We start from the raw sequence: 17,420 nt of genomic DNA on the forward strand, positions 1-17,420 counted from the left end.
AAGTGTAACGATTTGGTAGGTAGAATTCGACAATCTGGAACAAAATGTAAAAATTGGAATAGTGTCGTAGGGCAATGACTGTTTGAAGGCATACTTTCCCCCTCCCCATTTTTACGGGCTTTTTAATTTCAAGTATTCAGTTCCTGTTTGTCAATCAATCATTCGCACACTTTTGATCATTTTCTCGAATGCCCTTTTATGGGCATATGTTTCGCAAATGTTAAGTGAAACGCTGCGGCTGTGATGTGTCAAAACTCCGGCTGAATAAATGATTTCTCTCCGGAATCTTCTGATGGTATAGGATTTAAATGCTGGCGGACAATGCTCTTTTTTAAAGATCTCAAATAAATTGTACGCCAGTAATTTAATCAGGAGATCCATATGGTTGGCACCAAAGGAATCCGTTGGAATCTTGTCGATGGAAAAACCATATTTAGACTCTTTGATATAGTTCTCCAGACAGGCTCTTTGATTATAGAATCTCCAAATATCCATTGGTTCCCAGTCCATAGTTGTCACAATAGCTTCATAGTCCCAAAGAAAATCAAACAATTGAAGTTGGTCTTCCTCATACTTGTCGGCTTTCCGGATCACTGCAACCCTTCTTGGCTTTTCCCAGGAAGTGGCCTGATAAAGGACTGTTTTTCCCTCTATCACAATCATTTCATCATCAACATAACGAGTCCACGGAGAATCATCGCTTTGAACAAATTTTTTCAGTCTCGAAGTCCATCTCAGTTTGCCGGCATAATCAATTTTGTGCTTTTCCCAGTGGCTGTAAAACTTTTCTCCACCAAAACCCTTATCAAAACGGGCATACCGGATAAAGTACTGTGAGGAAAGCAACCGGTAGGTTTCATCGGCAAATTCGATTACATGATCAGAGGAGTGTACATTACCCGGCCTTAGTACGCCGTTTAAACAAAAATGTGATTTCCCTTCAAATACAAGAAGGGGATGGTAACTTTTTCTTCCTGGCTTATGAGGATTTGCCCCTACTTTAGCACCTTCCTGATTTCCATAGACTGTTTCTACGCTTGAATCAAAATCCAGAATGAGGTCGGAATCCAGCCAGGGTTCAATGATGTCCATTCCCCGTTCTTTAAATTCTATGGCAGCATCTTTAACATTCTCTAGCCTTAATAAATCTTTGCTTAAAAGCGTGTAGTGCGGGCATTTTCCTCCTAGGAAAGCAGTGATCAGAGGATCTTTCTGTAAAGATTGGAAATGGAACATATGGGAACAATCTGCCATCCAACCCGTAATCAGATACAAAAATACTTTGCTTAAAGGGTATTTTGCATTGTCTTTCTTTAAACAGTCAAAATCCCGGAAAGTTTGTTCAATCTTCATCCGTTCCAGAAACTGGAGTAGTGGGAGAAGCCCACTATAATTTGTACTATTCTTTAAATTGAATGCATATTTAGGGCTTGCTGAATAAACAAAAATTCCAGATTTGACAAGGATTTTGGCCACTTTTGTCGAATATAAAGTGTAAGGATTTTATAGGAAACGTGTAAAAAACCTTGCACTTGGAGGCCGTTACGATGTACAAAAAGACTGAACATCAATTAACTTTTGTAGAAGATTTTTTTCTACCATTCGGTGGAAAATTAAATAAAGAAAATCGCTGGGTCCGTCTTGCTGAATTAATCCCTTGGTGGAAGGCTGAAGAAAAGTATGCCAAGTCCTTCAAGAAAAAATTCAAAGGCGAAAAGGCTTATTCTGTCAGAGTTGCTCTTGGGGCTCTCTATATCAAAGAACGGTATAATGGACCCATAAAACTAGACACGAAATGAGGAGATGTTAAAGTAGGTTTATGAGAAAACAATATACGCCAGAATTCAAAACTCAAGTCGTGCTAGAGGTCCTGAAAGAAGAAAAAACGATGAGCGAAATTGCTTCTGCTCATGGAATTCATGTAAACCAAATCCGCCAGTGGCGAAATGCTTTTCTTGAACAGATGCCTAAAGTCTTTGAAAAAGACAACAAAAAAGTTGATAAAATGAAAGCTGAATATGAACAGACGATTGAAAATCTCTATGCCGAAGTCGGCCGCCTAACCACGCAGCTGTCGTGGCTTAAAAAAAAATCTGGCATTAAGGAGTAGGGCTGAACGTATTGAAATGATTGACTGGCATGATGCAGAACTGCCAATAACGTCTCAAGCTGAGCTGCTGAGCCTAAACCGTTCAAGCTTGTATTACAAGCCTGTTGACCCTTCTCCCGAAGAAGTGTCGATCAAGCACCAGATTGATGAGATCTACACCAAATATCCTTTTTTTGGCTCAAGGCGTATTACGGAATGGCTAAATGCCAAAGGTGAGGCTATTAACCGGAAAGCTGTACAACGCCATATGAGGGAAATGGGAATCGCCGGAATTGCGCCCGGGCCAAACCTGAGTAAACGCAATCTTAAACACCGGAGATTCTAAACAGTGATCAAGGCAGCCATTTTACAAGCCCGAAATACACGGATCTCGTGCTTCAAAATGAAATTAAAATCAGCATGGACGGCAAAAAGAGAGCCCTTGATAACATCATTACCGAAAGGCTTTGGCGGACAATTAAATACGAAGAAGTGTATTTAAAAGAATACAATTCTCCTAGAGAAGCCCGGAGAGAAATTGGAAACTTTATTCAATTTTATAATCACGAAAGACCTCATCAGTCCTTAGGCTATAAAACTCCCGCCTCCGTTTATGGCCTCTGAGTGACTCATCCTTTGGCGAGGATACTTCTCTGGGGCTGGTGTGTCAAGGGCGAGTGAAGCGAGGGCTTGCCGTACCCTTGACACACCAGCCCCAGAGAAGCAAAAATAAATCAGGATGAATCACTCCAAAAAAATATGCACCCTCCACTAAACCGCCTCCAATGAGCATCCTCACGCTCTGCCAGGTCGTGTCCATATTTGGGATCTGACCTACCTTAAAAATTTAAAATTAGTGTCTTGACGATGGGGTCCACTTTACGGCTTGGGCTATCTGACCGGGAAACAGTCGAACAGATCACGGAAAACCCGTATCTTCAGTATTTTATCGGGTTGCCTGAATTCCAGGAAAAAGCCCCATTCGATCATTCTCTGATGACTCGTTTTAGAAAACGTTTGGGTGCAAACATCATCAATGAACTGAATGAATGGATTGTTCTGGAAGAACAAGAACGCCAATCGGAAGAAGCATCTAAGGAAAATGACAACGATGATGATCACCATGATGATGACGATCATAGTAGTGGTGATCATCAACCTTCCGGTCCTGCTTCGGAAGAGAATTCAACTGGATCGGCTTCTCCTAAAACGAAGAACAAAGGAAAGCTCATTCTGGACGCAACCTGTGCACCGGCTGATATTGCTTACCCTACTGATCTGGGGCTTTTGAACGAAGCCCGTGAGAAACTGGAACATATCATTGATGTACTGCATGAACCGCACAAAGGAAAATTACCAAAGCCACGGACCTACAGAAAAAGAGCCCGCAGGGACTATCTTTCTGTCGCTAAGCAACGCAAAGCTGGAGCCCGGAAAATCCGGAAAGCTGTCGGCAAACAACTTGGATATGTGAAACGGAATCTGGAGATCATTGGAAATCTCATTTCCCAAAGCTCCCTGTCTCTTTTGAGCAAAGATGAATACCGACAACTCCTCGTGATTCATGAACTTTACCGCCAACAGGCAGAAATGTACAAAAAGAAAACACATCGGATTGACCACCGGATTGTGAGCATTTCCCAGCCGCATGTCCGTCCAATTGTGCGTGGCAAGGCAAAAGCGAACGTGGAATTCGGCTCAAAAGTCGCCCTTAGCGTTGTAGATGGCTATGCCTTGATCGAGCAACTCGACTGGGAAAATTACAATGAAGGGATCACCCTTAGAGAATCTATTGAGAACTACTACAACCGGTTCGGATTTTATCCAGAAGCGATTTTAGCAGATAAAATCTACCGAAACCGTGACAACCTAGCATACTGTAAATCTCTTGGCATTCGTCTGAGTGGGCCAAGGTTGGGACGCCCATCCAAAACGGAAGACAAAACCTTAGAACGCGTGGCAAGGCAGGATGCCTCCGAACGTAATGCCGTTGAAAGCAAATTTGGCGAAGGCAAGCGCAAGTATGGGCTAGGCCTTATTCGAGCACGCCTTCAGGAGACCAGTGAAACAGTAGTAGCCCTTCAATTCCTTATAATGAATCTGGAGCGGAAGCTCAGGGTTCTTTTTTTGAAATTTTTACACAACACTATTTTATATTTTTTTAACCGTAATTTGGCTTGTATCTGACAGAATCGGATTCGTTCAGCAAGCCCTAGATAATACGCATATTCCGCACGTAAATTTTTCCATTTTATGATTTTTTTAAAGGAATTTTCCCCTTCTTTGTAGAATTGAATGATTATCTAAACTAGGGGAAGACGAGGGAATTTTTATGTCAGATCAAATTTTAACCTTACATGTGGGGCCGTCTCAACTTTTATCTAAACTGTGTGATGAAATAGAACTCGAAAAGACCATTAATGATTTAGTTAAATGGGATTCTGTCCGTTGTCATATCTCACCTGGAACAAGGATTAAAGCCCTTGTCTTAAACATTTTATGCAGCGGCAAGCCCCTTTATAAGGTTCATGAATTCTATCAAAACCTAGATTCTGAGATGCTTTTCGATACATCGATTTCACCCGATCAATTAAATGATGATGCATTAGGAAGAGCATTAGATTACTTGTATAAAGCCGAAGCATGGAAAGTATATTCCACCCTTGCATTAAAAGCATTAAAAAAATTGAATCTTCCTATTGGTGTACTCCATAACGATACAACATCAATTTCTGTTTACGGTGAATATAAACAACCGAAGGAAGATGGACTGCAAATTACGTACGGGTATAGTAAGGCCCATAGGCCTGACTTAAAACAAATCGTTCTGGGGATGGGGGTCACACCTGAACGAATTCCTATCCTTGCAAAAGTAGAAAATGGGAATACTTCGGATAAATCTTGGAATGTGGAATTCATTCAAAAGATGAGAAAAATCCTTTCCCATGAAGATTGGAAAAATCTCATTTATCAAGCCGATTCTGCATTAATCACAACGGAAAATCTAGCGGAAATTCAACAACAAAATTTATCGTTTATTTCCCGTTTACCTGATACATTCGGTTTAAGCACAGAACTAAAGAAAGAGGCATGGTTGCTCAATAACTGGGAAAGGGTAGGCTCACTTAGCAATAAAAAAGACGCAGCTATTTACCAAATTCAAGCTTTTGAAAGACAAATTCAAAACCTTCCTTACCGGTTTCTTGTTGTCCACTCAAACAATTTAGATCAACGAAAAGAGAAAACCCTAAATCGGGCGATCGAAAAGGAAGAAATACAATTAAAAAAAGAGATAGAAAAACTAAGTAAAGTTATCTTTCATTGTAAAGAGGACGCACTAGAAGCAATTCAATCTTTTAAGAAAAAACAAAAGGCTTCATATTTCTGTTATAAACTAAACGTCCAGATGAGTGATCAACCTATCAAACGAAAAAAGAGAGGAAGACCTAAAAAGGACGAACAGACAAAACGAGAACAAATCTATCAGATACAACTGGAATCGTTTGAAAAAGATCATGATTTTATCGAAAATAAGAAAAGAATGCTCAGCACTTTTGTTTTAATCACAAATAAATTAGACGAGGAGACACTATCCAATCAAGAAGTTTTGAGGGTTTATAAAGGACAGTCGGCCGTTGAGACCCGTTTCCGATTAATCAAAGATTCACAAATGATTGATGCCATTTACTTGAAAACCCCGGAAAGGGTTGAGGCCTTAGGGATTGTGTATGTGATGGCTTTATTAATCAAAGAACTGAAAGAAAAGAACCTATCTCTAATCTTGAAAGGAAAAAGGAAACTCTATCAACCCACAGGTCAAGCATTGTTAGAGCAATTAGAAGATATCACCGTGATCCTTATAAATCAAAATCGACAAAAATTAAGGCTCTTACCCGATAATATTGATTCACAAGCCAAAAAAATCATTGAATTATGCGGGTATGATCTATCAATATACGTGTCAAAAAATGTCGAAAACAAAGGCGAATAACACACAACAGGAGGAATTCATGAAAAGAATGTCGAATTCAATAGAACTTTATCGAAAATTCCTCAAAAATAAGAAGATATCATCCCACCAAACCATTTAAATATAGTTCATTCAAAAATTAGAATGAATTTTATTTAAGACATGCGAAATGTGGGCTATTTATTGTTTTTATGGCGTTCTTTTAGCATTTTCAAAAATTCTTTTCGAATCTTCTTACCTTCTTCGATATCTCTTTGTCTTTCTTCTTCTGATGCATAATGTTTGGTTCCTATGGAAATAGCGCTGATTTCCCCATCTTCTGTTATTCCAATTGGATCCGTCCAACGACGGTCGGAATATGGTTTATTATTTTTATCCATAGGATTTCCTCCAATTCGAATATAACTCTACCATTCATAAATTGACTGGATAAGATTTTATAAGCTGTATTACGTTTAAATAATACTTCTTGCTCCTCGTCATTAAATCCTTCTAAATCATGACCATTTTTGCTTTTTATTATAAGGTGAGATTGACCATTTACGTCGTGATCATTCTTCTGCTTTTTGATTGCAGGTACCTTTTATCTCATGATTGTTTTTTAACGCTTTCAATCATAGGCAAAAGAAAAAGTACCCAGCACAAGGTACTTAAAAATTTTTATTGTTTTCCTCCATTCTTTATTTCAGCATTTCACGTATATATCTTGTCGTTTCGATATCTTTCTGTCGTTCTTCTTCTGTTTCATAGTGCTTTGTCCCACTACTAATTGCACTTGGAGATCCATCAGATTTTAGTCCTATAGGTTCAGTCCAACGAGGAGCAGAAAATAATTTTTCTTTTTTTCCCATATTAAAATGTCTCCATTTCAAAAATAATTTTTCTATCCTTAACAGTTTGGATCGAAATTTTAAATTTGGAATTCCTAACAAATAATACTTCTTGCTCCTCGTCATTAAATCCTTCTAAATCATGACCATTTTTATAAGGTGAGATTGACCGATTACGTTATAATCATTCCTCTGCTTTTTGGTTGCAGCACCTTTTATTTCACGATTGTTTTTTAACGCCTTCAAACATAAAGACTCTTTTTAACGCCTTGCTCAGGGCGAGATAAAGAGAGTCCGCATCCCCATTCCGCCAAAATAAAAAGCAACCTGATTAGAGGAAATATCTTGCTGTCAATTCGGTTTATTTAGGGGACACATCAGTTATTTTTTCAATGTCACTTTTTCTAACGGGTATCGTCCATCATTTTCTGGTATTCCACCCTCAATAAGATAAAATCTTTTTGAGCCGTTTTTAAAAACTTCAAAAATCCATCTTTTAACCCCCACATCCAATTTTTGGGGACTCATTTATCAACCCCCCTTGCTACAGCGACGTTAGGCATGGCTGCGGGGACAATACAGGAGTTGTGCGTCCACTTGGTCTGTCAAATCCATAAAATGCCAAATTCTAATTCGTTCAGCAAGCCCTATTTAGCTGCAGGAATATGTAATACCCGGCCGCATGCTGAGGAGAATCCTCCAAAAAGCCAGGGACGCTGTTTTCCACAAAAAATGGAAACGGCAATCCGGCGCGCATTTTTTTCGGAAGCGGACGCATATTAAAAGAAAGGAGGCGATCCGTGTGAAATGGAATGAACAAGCGGCACCCAATAACCATCAGGCGTCCGCTGATTTGCTTGCGGCTAAAGTGATGAGACAGAATTTCAATACGAAGAACTTTCAGACGGCGGTGAGCGGAATAAAGTGATACAAGAACAGAAAAAACGCCGTACGCACTTGTAATAGAGGTGGGGCGCCATGGAAATCAAAATCGGACAAGTATATAAAGAAAAGCAGCATGAAACACTTGCCATGGTGGTCGCAGTCCAAAACGAAAGCATTATGCTCGGCACCGGCAATCTGGTATCGCCGAAAACGATTGAAGACCGCTAAGTTCTTGTCCGGGATACCGAATAACGGTGCCCCGGACTATTTTTTTGCAGAAATCTTAAAAATATAGCCTACAATGGCATATCCGGTTAACAGACAAAATGAAAAAATCAGAGTCGGGATAAAGATCGCAACAGCCCCTTTTTCTGGAAGATAGTAGGCAAATATGTGGGAGATCAATTGATTAATAAAATAAGCCAGTACGAGCTCCCTTCGTTTTATTTTATATAGCGGACATGAAGACAAGGTCATCCATTTGTATGATAATGAGCCGACAACAAAGTAGCAAAAAATAAAAAAACCGGCAAAAGCCGGTTTTTAAGGGGGTATTGCTAGACAACAAAAAGGGGGGGTTGTCTAGTTGGTATAGGGTTTTGTAACTTGTCCTTGCTACAGGTATAATAGTACGGGTTTTTTCCTAAAAGATCATGAAAGAAAAATAAGTTTTTGATGAGAATTGTCGATTTTTGTTGAAACTCTACTTCTTGTCTTGATCGGCAGCATCGTTGCTGTCTGCAGCCCGCGCCTTGTATTTTTCCACGATCTGCGCGATTTCTCCTTTATCTCCTTTTGCATTCATCATTTCAAACCATCCGTTTAACCCTTCAGAAATTCTTTTATCATCGTTTTTCATGGCTTGCCTTCTTTCCTCTTTTCCAAATATTTTTTGATTTCGGGCCGGCAAATCAGGGCTGCGATGGCGGGCGGCACAGCAAACATAAAAAATACAAAGTATAACGTGTTCATCACATGGAGATAAAACCAGGTTTCCAAATCGTCCACCCCCGGGTTTGCTTCTATGTATATTTTTTCGCCCGGCCTTTTTCTTATACCGTATAAATTGGTTTTAACCTGTAAATCCTATAAGGAAAAAGAAGGGAGACGCCACAAATGTTCAAGCGCCTGTTAGATTTGTTCAAACTGGACACAACAGGGGACTGGGAAGATTGGGACCTGGACGATGAAAATTTGGAAGACGACTGGGATGAAGAGGACGATGAGGAGATGTAAAGCAGACTTACGGGCCGGGGCATCAAGATTGCGCCGGCTTTAATGCGAAAAAAAAACCGGCACAATGCCGGTTGGTAAGGGGAGTTTTTTCTAGACATTAAGGGGGGTATCTAGAAACTTAAGGGTTTGTTGCTTTTTCCTTGCTACACCTAAAATATAACCCTCTTACACTAAAAAGTCATGAAGAAAAAATGAGAAAAAAATGAGAAACAAATTTGTCACATTTTATGCGGGTTCCGATATATAAACACTTAACTCAATTGAAGAAAACGGTATACTAGAATGAGAGATATTTACCTCTCCATTATGAACGGAGAGGCCATTCAAACCAATTTTATTGAGGGGGAATCACCATGCTTTTTGGCGGAGTGGAAGCAGGCGGTACAAAATTTGTTTGTGCAACGGGAGATGAAACAGGAAAAATTCAGGAAAGAGTTGAGTTCCCGACGCGCGATCCGGAAGAAACGGTGAAAGATGTAATCGCGTTTTTTTCACAGTTCGAGACAAAAGCAATCGGCATTGCCTCATTTGGTCCGATTGACGTCAATCCGGAAAGTGATACATATGGATACATTACAACAACACCGAAAACAGCCTGGCAAAATTATCCCATTAAGCAAACGATAGAGAAAGCATTGGGCGTTCCGGCCGGTTTTACGACAGATGTGAACGGGGCGGCGCTCGGGGAGTCGGTGCTTGGCGCGGCGAAAGGGCTAGACAGCTGCCTGTACATCACGGTCGGTACAGGTATCGGAGCTGGAGCCGTTGTAAAAGGCAATCTCCTTGAAGGATGGTCGCACCCGGAAATGGGGCATATTCTTTTGCGCCGCCACCCGGATGATCATTTTGAAGGGGCATGCCCTTTCCATCATGACTGCCTCGAAGGACTCGCAGCCGGGCCGGCAATCGAAGCGCGGTGGGGGCAGAAAGGAAAAGAACTCTCGGACCGTCCGGAAGTCTGGGAAATGGAGGCAGATTATCTGGCACAGGCGCTCATGCAATACATTCTAATTGTGTCGCCGAAAAAAATCATCATGGGCGGCGGCGTGATGCACCAACAGCAATTGTTCCCGCTGATACACAAAAAACTGACCGAGCTGATCAACGGTTATATCAAGCTGCCTGAACCGCTGTCCGAATATATTACGTCCCCGGGCCTTGGCAACGACGCCGGCATTACAGGGGCGATTTTGCTCGGAAAACAGGCATATGAAACAGGCAAATTATAAAACAAAATTTAGCTGAGTGCTGGCTGCTTCTCCGATTTTTCGATTTAAATCGGCATAAATCGAGGGAGTGGCTGGCGTTTTTTTATGTATATTTTCTTCATAAAGACGATGAAGTTTTATTTGGAGCCTGCATAAAGACTGAATCAAAAACTTTTGCCAGGTCCCTGTTCTGTTCGTGCCGCGCTACCAAAAAATAAATCTGAAAACCTAACAATACGGTGAGGTAGCTGAAACCTAGAGTTTTTCGACCGGAAAGAATGAATAAGTTATAATAAATATGATTCTGAATTTTCGTCTAATACAGGGGGGAGTCTTTTTGATAAAGAAACGGAAATATGTGTTAACTTTTGTTTTACTGCTATTGCTGGCTGCAGGGATCTATGCCTTTGCTTTCCGGCAATCTGCAAAGTTTTTTGGTTTTCCTATTCCTGTAAGCGCAAAGCTTGTAAAGGATAAACAGTCCGTAGAAATGTATAAATGGTGGGAAGCAAGTGAAGTGAACGGGCTCCCCTATGTTTATCGGAAGGAAATCCAGTGGTGCGGATGGAAGCAAATTGACCGGGAAGGTGCTATGACCATCTATGAAAAAAAGGGGAAAAAAGTGTCTGTCATTTCATTCGATAATACTTTTTCTGTCGCAGAAGAAGACTAATCGAAGCTGCCTTCTAGTCTTTCTGCAAGGCAAGAGAAGCACCTTGGTTCTTACCCGATATTACCCGACGTTTGGGGCAATTTTTCAATTTTGACTTCTATTTAACTTTTACAACTGAGGTTCGTCTTTAAAAAGTTTGGAAGATGAATAGTGATAGGATATAATATTTATGAGCGCATTCACGAATACTTGAAAGCGCATTCAGAAAGGAGAGGGGATTATGGCAAAACTGGATGGAAAAGTTGCGGTTGTAACAGGCGCTGCCTCTGGTATGGGCAAGGCGATTGCAGCGCTTTACGCAAAAGAAGGAGCAAAAGTGGTGGCATCCGACCTCAATTTGGAAGGTGTGCAGCAGACGGTTGCTGAAATAGAAGCTGCAGGAGGCAAAGCTCTGGCAGTCCAGGCCAATGTGGCGAGCGAAGAAGATGTGCAACATTTGATTGATACCGCCGTGAAAGAGTATGGAACACTCGATATTCTTGTCAATAATGCAGGGATCATGGATAATATGGTGCCGGCTGGGGATCTGACAGACGCCCTGTGGGAAAAAGTGTTTGCTGTCAACACAACCGGGCCGATGCGCACGATCCGGAAGTCACTCCCGATCTTTATTGAAAAAGGAAACGGCGTCATTGTCAATGTTGCTTCTGTCGGCGGGCTGAACGGATCGCGGGCTGGCGCCGCTTATACGGCGTCCAAACATGCGGTGATCGGGTTGACAAAAAACGTCGGTTTTCAATATGTACTGAAAGGCATCCGCTGCAATGCGATTGCGCCAGGCGGGGTGGAAACGAATATCGGCACAACCATGAGCGAGCCAAATGCTTTCGGGCTTGAGCGGGCAATGTCCGGGTCGGCAATCAACCCGAGGAGCGGAAAACCCGAAGAAATTGCGACTATCGCCCTGTTCCTTGCTTCAGACGATGCTTCCTTCGTAAATGGTGCCGTGATTACGGCAGATGCTGGGTGGACGGCTTATTAATTTCAAAAAAGCGGCGGGAAAATATAGAAAAACCCGCTGCTTTTTTTGAAAACACTGTTTGGCAAATGTACAAAGCCAGCTATATAAAAATGAACTTAAATTTTTCGCACCAAAATCAGCTGAACATTGCTTCTGGCTATACATAAAGAAGTAGTAATATTAGTTCAACTTATATATAAAATGAACTTCAGTTTGCATCAAGCCCGGGCACCAATTTGCATGATGATGAGCGGTAATTTTTCTTTATATGACTGAAAATTTATAAAAACTCATCCATCAAATGGGTAGTAACAAGTCATTGAAAAAGCTGCTTTTTTAAAATGTATGGATCATCAGGGGAAATTTCCTGCAGACTTTTGAAACTTTTCCTGCCGGTTTGCGTAAGTACGAACAAAGGAGGGGAAATCATGTCCTTGGTGTTGGAACATGTGACGAAAAAATTTGGCGCGTTTACAGCGGTAAACGATTTGTCGTTAATGATCCCGGAAAAGGAGCTGTTCGGGTTTTTAGGGGCAAACGGAGCAGGAAAAACGACGACTTTCCGGATGATCCTTGGTCTATTAAAGCCGAATGAAGGAAACATCTCCTGGAACGGGCGCAAAATGGATTACACATTGAGCCCAGAAATCGGGTATCTGCCGGAAGAACGCGGGCTGTATCCAAAATTAAAAGTAAAAGACCAGCTTGTTTATCTTGCACGGCTGCGCGGGATGGGCAAGCAGGATGCGGTGAAAGAACTAAAATACTGGCTTGGCCGTTTTCATGTCGAAGAATATTTGGATAAACGGGTGGAAGAACTGTCAAAAGGAAACCAGCAGAAGATCCAGTTTATCGCTGCTGTTCTACATAAGCCGAAGCTGCTGATTTTAGATGAGCCCTTCAGCGGCCTTGACCCGGTCAATGTGGAAACGTTAAAAACAGCGGTCGCAGAACTGCGGGATCAGGGCGCGACCATTGTGTTTTCAAGCCACCGGATGGAACATGTTGAAGAACTTTGTGAGCATTTGTGCATTATGCATCATGGCAGCCCGGTTGTGCATGGTGAACTGAGAGCGGTCAAACGTGCATTTGGGAAACAAAATGTCGTGATCCATGCTGATTTTGATCTGGCATTTTTACGTGCCTTCCCGGGGGTCGTCCGATTTAAGAAAACGGCGCTCGGGGCAGAGCTGCAAATTGACCGGATGGAAGCGGCGCAAAAAATTTTAGATGAAATCAACGGAAAAGGTTTCATCCGCAAGTTTGCGCTTGAAGAACCATCTCTAAACGATATTTTCATAGAAAAGGTGGGGGCTTCCTATGAATAGGTTCGGCATTTTAATCGGTCATGCCTACATGTCAAAACTAAAAACAAAATCCTTTGTGATCACGACGGCTATTTTGCTTGTTGCTGTCCTGCTGATGGGAAACATAAACCGGATGATCGATATGTTTGCCGGCAGCAAGCAGAAAAAGGTTGCGGTTTTGGATGAGACGAACACGCTGTACGGGCCGCTTAAGCAGCAATTAAAAACCGTTGATAAAGATATCCGGCTTGTGCAGGCCGAAAAAAGCGAAAGTGCGTTGCGGAAAGAAGTATTAAAGGAAAAATATGAAGGGTATGTTGTTTTATCGCTTGACGCAGCTGGCATGCCGAAAGCAGTCTATAAAGCCCCGAATCTTGCCGATACCGGGACTACGGACAGTTTGGAGCAGGCGCTGCAGGCTGTAAAAAGCAATATGGCGGCAGGAAAACTGAAGCTTTCTTCTGCAGAGCTCTCACTTTTAAACAGCCCCGCATCCTTTAAGAGCATCAATCTGGAGCGGGATGCAAAATCCGAAGCAGAACTGGCGCAGGCGAGGGGGCTTGTCTATATTTTGCTGTTTGCGATTTATTTCGCGGTCATTTTTTACGCCAGTGCAGTCGGAATGGAAGTGGCGACTGAAAAAGCTTCACGGGTAATGGAAATCTTAATTTCGAGCGTCCCGCCAGTGCAGCAGATGTTTGCGAAAATCATCAGCGGCGCCCTGCTCGGCTTGACACAGATGGCGGTGCTCCTTGCCGCAGCATACGCGACCATCAAACAAAATATCAATCACTTGACGGGCGGCTTTTTTTCTGTATTTGGATTTTCGGATATAAAGATGTCAACGATTGTGTACGCTGTGGTGTTTTTCCTGCTCGGATATTTGCTGTATGCCACTTTGGCAGCTTTTCTCGGCTCGCTTGTCAGCCGGATTGAAGATGCCCAGCAGATGATGATGCCGATGACGTTTCTTGTCATGATCGGGTTCTTCCTTGCGATGGCCGGGCTTGGAAATCCTTCTGCCAGCTATATTACCGTTCTGTCGTACATTCCGTTTTTTACACCGATGCTCATGTTTTTGCGGGTGGGCATGCTCGACTTGCCGGTGTGGGCCGGGCTTTCGGGCGTTGCGGTCATGGTTGTCACGATTGTGTTCATGGCGATAGCAGGTGCGCGCATCTACCGCGGCGGCGTGCTGCTTTACGGCAAAAGCAATTCGTTGAAAAATATTCTGAAGGCGCTGCAAATGTCAAAAGAAGGCTAAGCCTGCCAGTTTGAATTCTCCCCTTGATGGGTATACTGAATGTAACTGAAAGTCCGTGCAGAGGGGAGCGTTTTTTTTGAAATCAAAAAGAGTCGTCTTTGGTACCATTGTGCTTTTTCTTATCGTCGTGGTGCTTGCCGGTTACTTTATTTGGTTCAGCAAATAAAGCCGTATTACATAGATGAGCGATAAAGGTCCGGGCTGCCCAAAATTTTTTATGACTCGGCGGCAAGGATTGCGTGTTGAAAGACAAAATACGCACCGGAACGAACAGGCGCTTCTGCTTGTGCTAAGGCCCCATCCGGATGTGTATGCAACTCTTTAAAGACGTACGGAAACGTCCGTGAATTTGGGTGAATTTTCCGAAAACAGAACGCTCACAGCCATGCTGCGAAATAGGAAGACGGGAGCGGTTTATCTCTGCGAATGGCGATTTTGATGCAGCTGAATTTGCGTAAATCATTCCGACTGCCCCGGATGCTAAATTGAAGAAAGCGGATTTCCCATTTGCAGGAAGTCCGCTTTTGCCTGTTAAATGCTCTTTTTCATCCCGCATCTCCGGCATTCACGCAAAAACACGCCATGTTTGACCGATGACTTGAAGTGGCTGTAACCACAATTGTCACAGCGGCCCGGATGGACGTCGGGCATTTCTTTATAATCATAAACAATACTTGTATCATAACCTTTTGTTTCATAATCCTTTTCTTCACTCATCTGCCATCACCCCGTTTGAGTCTTTCTCGTAAAACAGCATACCATAATTTCGAAAAACGTGTGAAAGAAGCGGACGAAAAACCCTTCCTCACCGCACAGCGGAAATGCAAAGGAAAAATCACCGAACCGTGTCCCGTTTCAGAAAGGCATGCTTTTCCAAAACGCAAAATTGTCTTATCTGATTGAAAAAGGCGTATAATAAAAAAGAACTTACTGGAAAGGAAGATTTAAATGGCAAAAGACATTACACGGGAAATGGCGGAGCGGTTTTCCCAGCAAATCCGCGAACTGCCGCAAAACAAAGTGATTCAAAATGCAATGATGAAAAACGGATTGAAGGCCGCGACAATCAACAATGATGCTGTGGTTTCTATGAATCACGTATTCTCCCACGAAATTGAAACGGGAAAAGTGTCAAATCAGAAACAAAGCGGGCGCTGCTGGATGTTTGCCGCCTTAAATACGTTTACGCATAAGTTAAATGCCAAATTCAGATTGAAAGACTTTGAGCTTTCGCAAAACTATACGAATTTCTGGGACAAATTTGAAAAAGCCAATTACTTCCTGGAAACGATGATTGAAACCGCAGACGAACCTGTGGAAGGACGGCTCATTTCCTGGCTGCTTGAAACCCCGCAGCAGGACGGCGGGCAGTGGGATATGCTCGTCGCGCTCATTAAAAAATACGGCGTTGTGCCAAAACAGGTTATGCCGGAAACCTTTAACAGCAGCAACTCGCGCGAACTCAATTCGCTTTTAAATGCCAAGCTCCGCGAAGATGCGGTGAAACTAAGAAAAATGCACGCAGCAGGACAGCCGGAAGAAGAATTGCGGCAGGCGAAAGAAGGCATGCTTGCAGAAGTTTACAAATTGCTGGCCTTTGCACTCGGTGAGCCGCCGAAGACGTTTGATTTTGAATTCCGCGATACCGACAAACTGTTCCATCGCGAGCAAAACATTACACCACAGGCATTTTTTGAGAAATACGTCGGATTTGATCTCGACCAATACATCAGCATTATCAATGCGCCAACAAGCGACAAACCGTACGGCAAAACGTATACGGTGCAGTATTTGGGCAATGTGGTTGGCGGCAAACCGGTCAAATATTTAAATGTTGATATCGAAACCTTTAAATCGCTGGCCGTAAAACAGCTGAAGGATAACCGTAGCGTCTGGTTCGGCTGTGATGTTGCCGCGTCATCAGACCGGAATGAAGGCATCATGGATACCAGCCTTTTCGATTTGGAAAAAGCTTTCGGATTTTCGTTCGGCATGACCAAAGCGGAACGGCTCGATTATAAAGACAGCATAATGACGCACGCAATGGTATTGACCGGTGTCAACCTCATTGACGGCAAACCGGACAGATGGAAAGTGGAAAACAGCTGGGGTGAAAAAGTGGGCAAAGACGGTTATTTTGTCATGAGTGACGCCTGGATGGATGAATATACGTACCAAATCGTCATTGACAAAAAATATTTGCCAGAGGATTTGCAAAAAGCATGGGAACAAGATCCGATTGTCCTGAAACCTTGGGATCCGATGGGGTCTCTTGCCTGGATGCATTAAACAAAGGGCGCGGTTGCCATCAGCCGCGCTTTTTAAGTAGGGCTTGCTGAGCTTCCTTACGTAGACGGGCTCTAAGGGCTCTAAGTGAAGGAAGAGCCTCGTTTTTGCTTGCTTTCTTAACGTAGACGGGCTCTAAGTGAAGGAAGACCTTCAATTTTTCGTGCTTTCTTAACATAGACGGGCTCTAAGTTAAGGAAGGCCGTCAATTTTCCGTGCTTCCTTAACATAGACGAGCTCTAAGTTAAGGAAGGCCGTCAATTTTGCTTGCTTTCTTAACATAGACGGGCTCTATGTGAAGGAAGGGCCACGTTTTTTCATGCTTTCTTTACGTAGACGCCCTCTATGTGAAGAAAGAGCCTCGTTTTTTCGTGCTTCCTTAACGTAGACGGGTTCTACGTTAAGGAACATTGATTTTTTTGCGCGTTTCCTTAACATAGACACGCTCTATGTGAAGGAAGGCATTCAATTTTCCGCACTACCTTAACATAGACGGGCCCTAAGTTAAGAAAGGTCTTCGTTTTTTCATGCTTCCTTAACGTAGACGCCCTCTATGTGAAGGAAGGCCGTCAATTTTCCGTGCTTTCTTAACGTAGACGCCCTCTAAGTTAAGGAAGGCCGTCAATTTTGCTTGCTTTCTTAACGTAGACGGGCTCTATGTGAAGGAAGGGTCACGTTTTTTCATGCTTTCTTAACATAGACGGACTCTAA

The 17,420-nt window shown here is 42.6% G+C and carries 17 protein-coding genes and 3 pseudogenes; 13 read left to right on the forward strand and 7 right to left on the reverse strand.

Features of this window, described 5'->3' with window-relative positions:
- Nucleotides 1-150: 150 nt before the first annotated feature.
- Entirely contained in the window at nucleotides 151-1,449 is a 1,299-nt protein-coding gene (locus NST70_RS04955; RefSeq protein ID WP_081092965.1) for an IS1380 family transposase, read from the reverse strand.
- 98 nt (nucleotides 1,450-1,547) lie between these two features.
- Between NST70_RS04955 and NST70_RS04960 the strand changes: the two are divergent.
- From NST70_RS04960 to NST70_RS04975, 4 genes and pseudogenes are all read left to right on the forward strand, one after another.
- A pseudogene (locus NST70_RS04960) lies at nucleotides 1,548-1,766 on the forward strand (IS5/IS1182 family transposase); the annotation flags it as partial.
- Nucleotides 1,767-1,819: 53 nt separating this feature from the next.
- Nucleotides 1,820-2,713: pseudogene (locus NST70_RS04965) on the forward strand (integrase core domain-containing protein).
- 258 nt (nucleotides 2,714-2,971) lie between these two features.
- A pseudogene (locus NST70_RS04970) lies at nucleotides 2,972-4,276 on the forward strand (IS5-like element ISBco3 family transposase); the annotation flags it as partial.
- Between the two features lie 145 nt (nucleotides 4,277-4,421).
- On the forward strand, nucleotides 4,422-6,080 hold the full coding sequence (locus NST70_RS04975) for an IS1634 family transposase (protein WP_260832507.1): 1,659 nt from the start codon (nucleotides 4,422-4,424) through the stop codon (nucleotides 6,078-6,080).
- 155 nt (nucleotides 6,081-6,235) lie between these two features.
- Here NST70_RS04975 and NST70_RS04980 read toward each other — a convergent pair whose 3' ends face one another.
- The 3 genes from NST70_RS04980 to NST70_RS04990 all read right to left on the reverse strand — a co-directional run bounded on the left by NST70_RS04980 (nucleotide 6,236) and on the right by NST70_RS04990 (nucleotide 7,417).
- The gene (locus tag NST70_RS04980; RefSeq protein WP_014095695.1) at nucleotides 6,236-6,439 is read right to left on the reverse strand and encodes a hypothetical protein; all 204 of its coding nucleotides are present in this window, start codon (nucleotides 6,437-6,439) and stop codon (nucleotides 6,236-6,238) included.
- 300 nt (nucleotides 6,440-6,739) lie between these two features.
- Entirely contained in the window at nucleotides 6,740-6,910 is a 171-nt protein-coding gene (locus tag NST70_RS04985; RefSeq protein WP_164931345.1) for a hypothetical protein, read from the reverse strand.
- Nucleotides 6,911-7,270: 360 nt separating this feature from the next.
- A complete protein-coding gene (locus tag NST70_RS04990; RefSeq protein WP_155641221.1) occupies nucleotides 7,271-7,417 on the reverse strand; it encodes a hypothetical protein in 147 nt (48 codons plus the stop codon).
- 274 nt (nucleotides 7,418-7,691) lie between these two features.
- On the opposite strand from NST70_RS04990, the gene NST70_RS04995 reads away from it, so the two are divergent.
- Both NST70_RS04995 and NST70_RS05000 read left to right on the forward strand, forming a co-directional pair.
- The gene (locus NST70_RS04995) at nucleotides 7,692-7,817 is read left to right on the forward strand and encodes a hypothetical protein (protein ID WP_258435210.1); all 126 of its coding nucleotides are present in this window, start codon (nucleotides 7,692-7,694) and stop codon (nucleotides 7,815-7,817) included.
- A 50-nt stretch (nucleotides 7,818-7,867) separates the two neighbouring features.
- On the forward strand, nucleotides 7,868-8,002 hold the full coding sequence (locus tag NST70_RS05000; RefSeq protein WP_014095693.1) for a hypothetical protein: 135 nt from the start codon (nucleotides 7,868-7,870) through the stop codon (nucleotides 8,000-8,002).
- 475 nt (nucleotides 8,003-8,477) lie between these two features.
- Here the strand turns inward: NST70_RS05000 and NST70_RS05005 are convergent, their stop codons facing one another.
- Nucleotides 8,478-8,633 (reverse strand): hypothetical protein, encoded by a 156-nt coding sequence (locus NST70_RS05005; protein ID WP_014095692.1) that lies wholly within the window; start codon nucleotides 8,631-8,633, stop codon nucleotides 8,478-8,480.
- Nucleotides 8,630-8,773, reverse strand: a complete 144-nt coding sequence (locus NST70_RS05010; protein ID WP_164931346.1) for a hypothetical protein — start codon at nucleotides 8,771-8,773, stop codon at nucleotides 8,630-8,632. Before NST70_RS05010 ends, NST70_RS05005 begins: the two co-directional genes overlap by 4 nt.
- Before the next feature lie 590 nt (nucleotides 8,774-9,363).
- On the opposite strand from NST70_RS05010, the gene NST70_RS05015 reads away from it, so the two are divergent.
- From NST70_RS05015 to NST70_RS05040, 6 genes are all read left to right on the forward strand, one after another.
- Nucleotides 9,364-10,239, forward strand: coding sequence for an ROK family protein (locus NST70_RS05015; protein ID WP_014095690.1), 876 nt, complete (start codon nucleotides 9,364-9,366; stop codon nucleotides 10,237-10,239).
- Between the two features lie 316 nt (nucleotides 10,240-10,555).
- Nucleotides 10,556-10,891, forward strand: a complete 336-nt coding sequence (locus NST70_RS05020; protein WP_014095689.1) for a hypothetical protein — start codon at nucleotides 10,556-10,558, stop codon at nucleotides 10,889-10,891.
- A gap of 220 nt (nucleotides 10,892-11,111) precedes the next feature.
- Nucleotides 11,112-11,873 (forward strand): SDR family oxidoreductase, encoded by a 762-nt coding sequence (locus tag NST70_RS05025; protein ID WP_014095688.1) that lies wholly within the window; start codon nucleotides 11,112-11,114, stop codon nucleotides 11,871-11,873.
- A 407-nt stretch (nucleotides 11,874-12,280) separates the two neighbouring features.
- A complete protein-coding gene (locus tag NST70_RS05030; RefSeq protein ID WP_014095687.1) occupies nucleotides 12,281-13,180 on the forward strand; it encodes an ABC transporter ATP-binding protein in 900 nt (299 codons plus the stop codon).
- Complete coding sequence (locus tag NST70_RS05035; protein WP_014095686.1) at nucleotides 13,173-14,423, forward strand: ABC transporter permease; 1,251 nt, start codon at nucleotides 13,173-13,175, stop codon at nucleotides 14,421-14,423. The genes NST70_RS05030 and NST70_RS05035 overlap by 8 nt, the downstream gene beginning before the upstream one ends.
- Before the next feature lie 76 nt (nucleotides 14,424-14,499).
- Nucleotides 14,500-14,589: an archaellin/type IV pilin N-terminal domain-containing protein gene (locus NST70_RS05040; protein WP_017554202.1), complete on the forward strand. Its 90-nt coding sequence runs from the start codon at nucleotides 14,500-14,502 to the stop codon at nucleotides 14,587-14,589.
- A 365-nt stretch (nucleotides 14,590-14,954) separates the two neighbouring features.
- Here NST70_RS05040 and NST70_RS05045 read toward each other — a convergent pair whose 3' ends face one another.
- Nucleotides 14,955-15,140 carry a hypothetical protein gene (locus NST70_RS05045; protein WP_013858831.1) on the reverse strand — a complete coding sequence of 62 codons (186 nt, stop codon included), beginning with the start codon at nucleotides 15,138-15,140 and terminating at the stop codon, nucleotides 14,955-14,957.
- 231 nt (nucleotides 15,141-15,371) lie between these two features.
- On the opposite strand from NST70_RS05045, the gene NST70_RS05050 reads away from it, so the two are divergent.
- Entirely contained in the window at nucleotides 15,372-16,712 is a 1,341-nt protein-coding gene (locus tag NST70_RS05050) for a C1 family peptidase (protein WP_035190301.1), read from the forward strand.
- Nucleotides 16,713-17,420 lie beyond the last annotated feature (708 nt).

The sequence above is a fragment of the Weizmannia sp. FSL K6-0777 genome, assembly GCF_038593185.1.
Taxonomy (GTDB): Bacteria; Bacillota; Bacilli; order Bacillales; family Bacillaceae_C; genus Weizmannia; species Weizmannia faecalis.

Excerpts from the sequence above, each read along its gene's own strand:
- NST70_RS05030 (WP_014095687.1), top strand. The coding sequence starts at position 12,281 with ATGTCCTTGGTGTTGGAACATGTGACGAAAAAATTTGGCGCGTTTACA.
- NST70_RS04975 (WP_260832507.1), top strand. The coding sequence starts at position 4,422 with ATGTCAGATCAAATTTTAACCTTACATGTGGGGCCGTCTCAACTTTTA.
- NST70_RS05000 (WP_014095693.1), top strand. The coding sequence starts at position 7,868 with ATGGAAATCAAAATCGGACAAGTATATAAAGAAAAGCAGCATGAAACA.
- NST70_RS04990 (WP_155641221.1), bottom strand. The coding sequence starts at position 7,417 with ATGAGTCCCCAAAAATTGGATGTGGGGGTTAAAAGATGGATTTTTGAA.
- NST70_RS05015 (WP_014095690.1), top strand. The coding sequence starts at position 9,364 with ATGCTTTTTGGCGGAGTGGAAGCAGGCGGTACAAAATTTGTTTGTGCA.
- NST70_RS05050 (WP_035190301.1), top strand. The coding sequence starts at position 15,372 with ATGGCAAAAGACATTACACGGGAAATGGCGGAGCGGTTTTCCCAGCAA.
- NST70_RS05025 (WP_014095688.1), top strand. The coding sequence starts at position 11,112 with ATGGCAAAACTGGATGGAAAAGTTGCGGTTGTAACAGGCGCTGCCTCT.
- NST70_RS05005 (WP_014095692.1), bottom strand. The coding sequence starts at position 8,633 with ATGAAAAACGATGATAAAAGAATTTCTGAAGGGTTAAACGGATGGTTT.
- NST70_RS05035 (WP_014095686.1), top strand. The coding sequence starts at position 13,173 with ATGAATAGGTTCGGCATTTTAATCGGTCATGCCTACATGTCAAAACTA.
- NST70_RS05045 (WP_013858831.1), bottom strand. The coding sequence starts at position 15,140 with ATGAGTGAAGAAAAGGATTATGAAACAAAAGGTTATGATACAAGTATT.
- NST70_RS04985 (WP_164931345.1), bottom strand. The coding sequence starts at position 6,910 with ATGGGAAAAAAAGAAAAATTATTTTCTGCTCCTCGTTGGACTGAACCT.
- NST70_RS04980 (WP_014095695.1), bottom strand. The coding sequence starts at position 6,439 with ATGGATAAAAATAATAAACCATATTCCGACCGTCGTTGGACGGATCCA.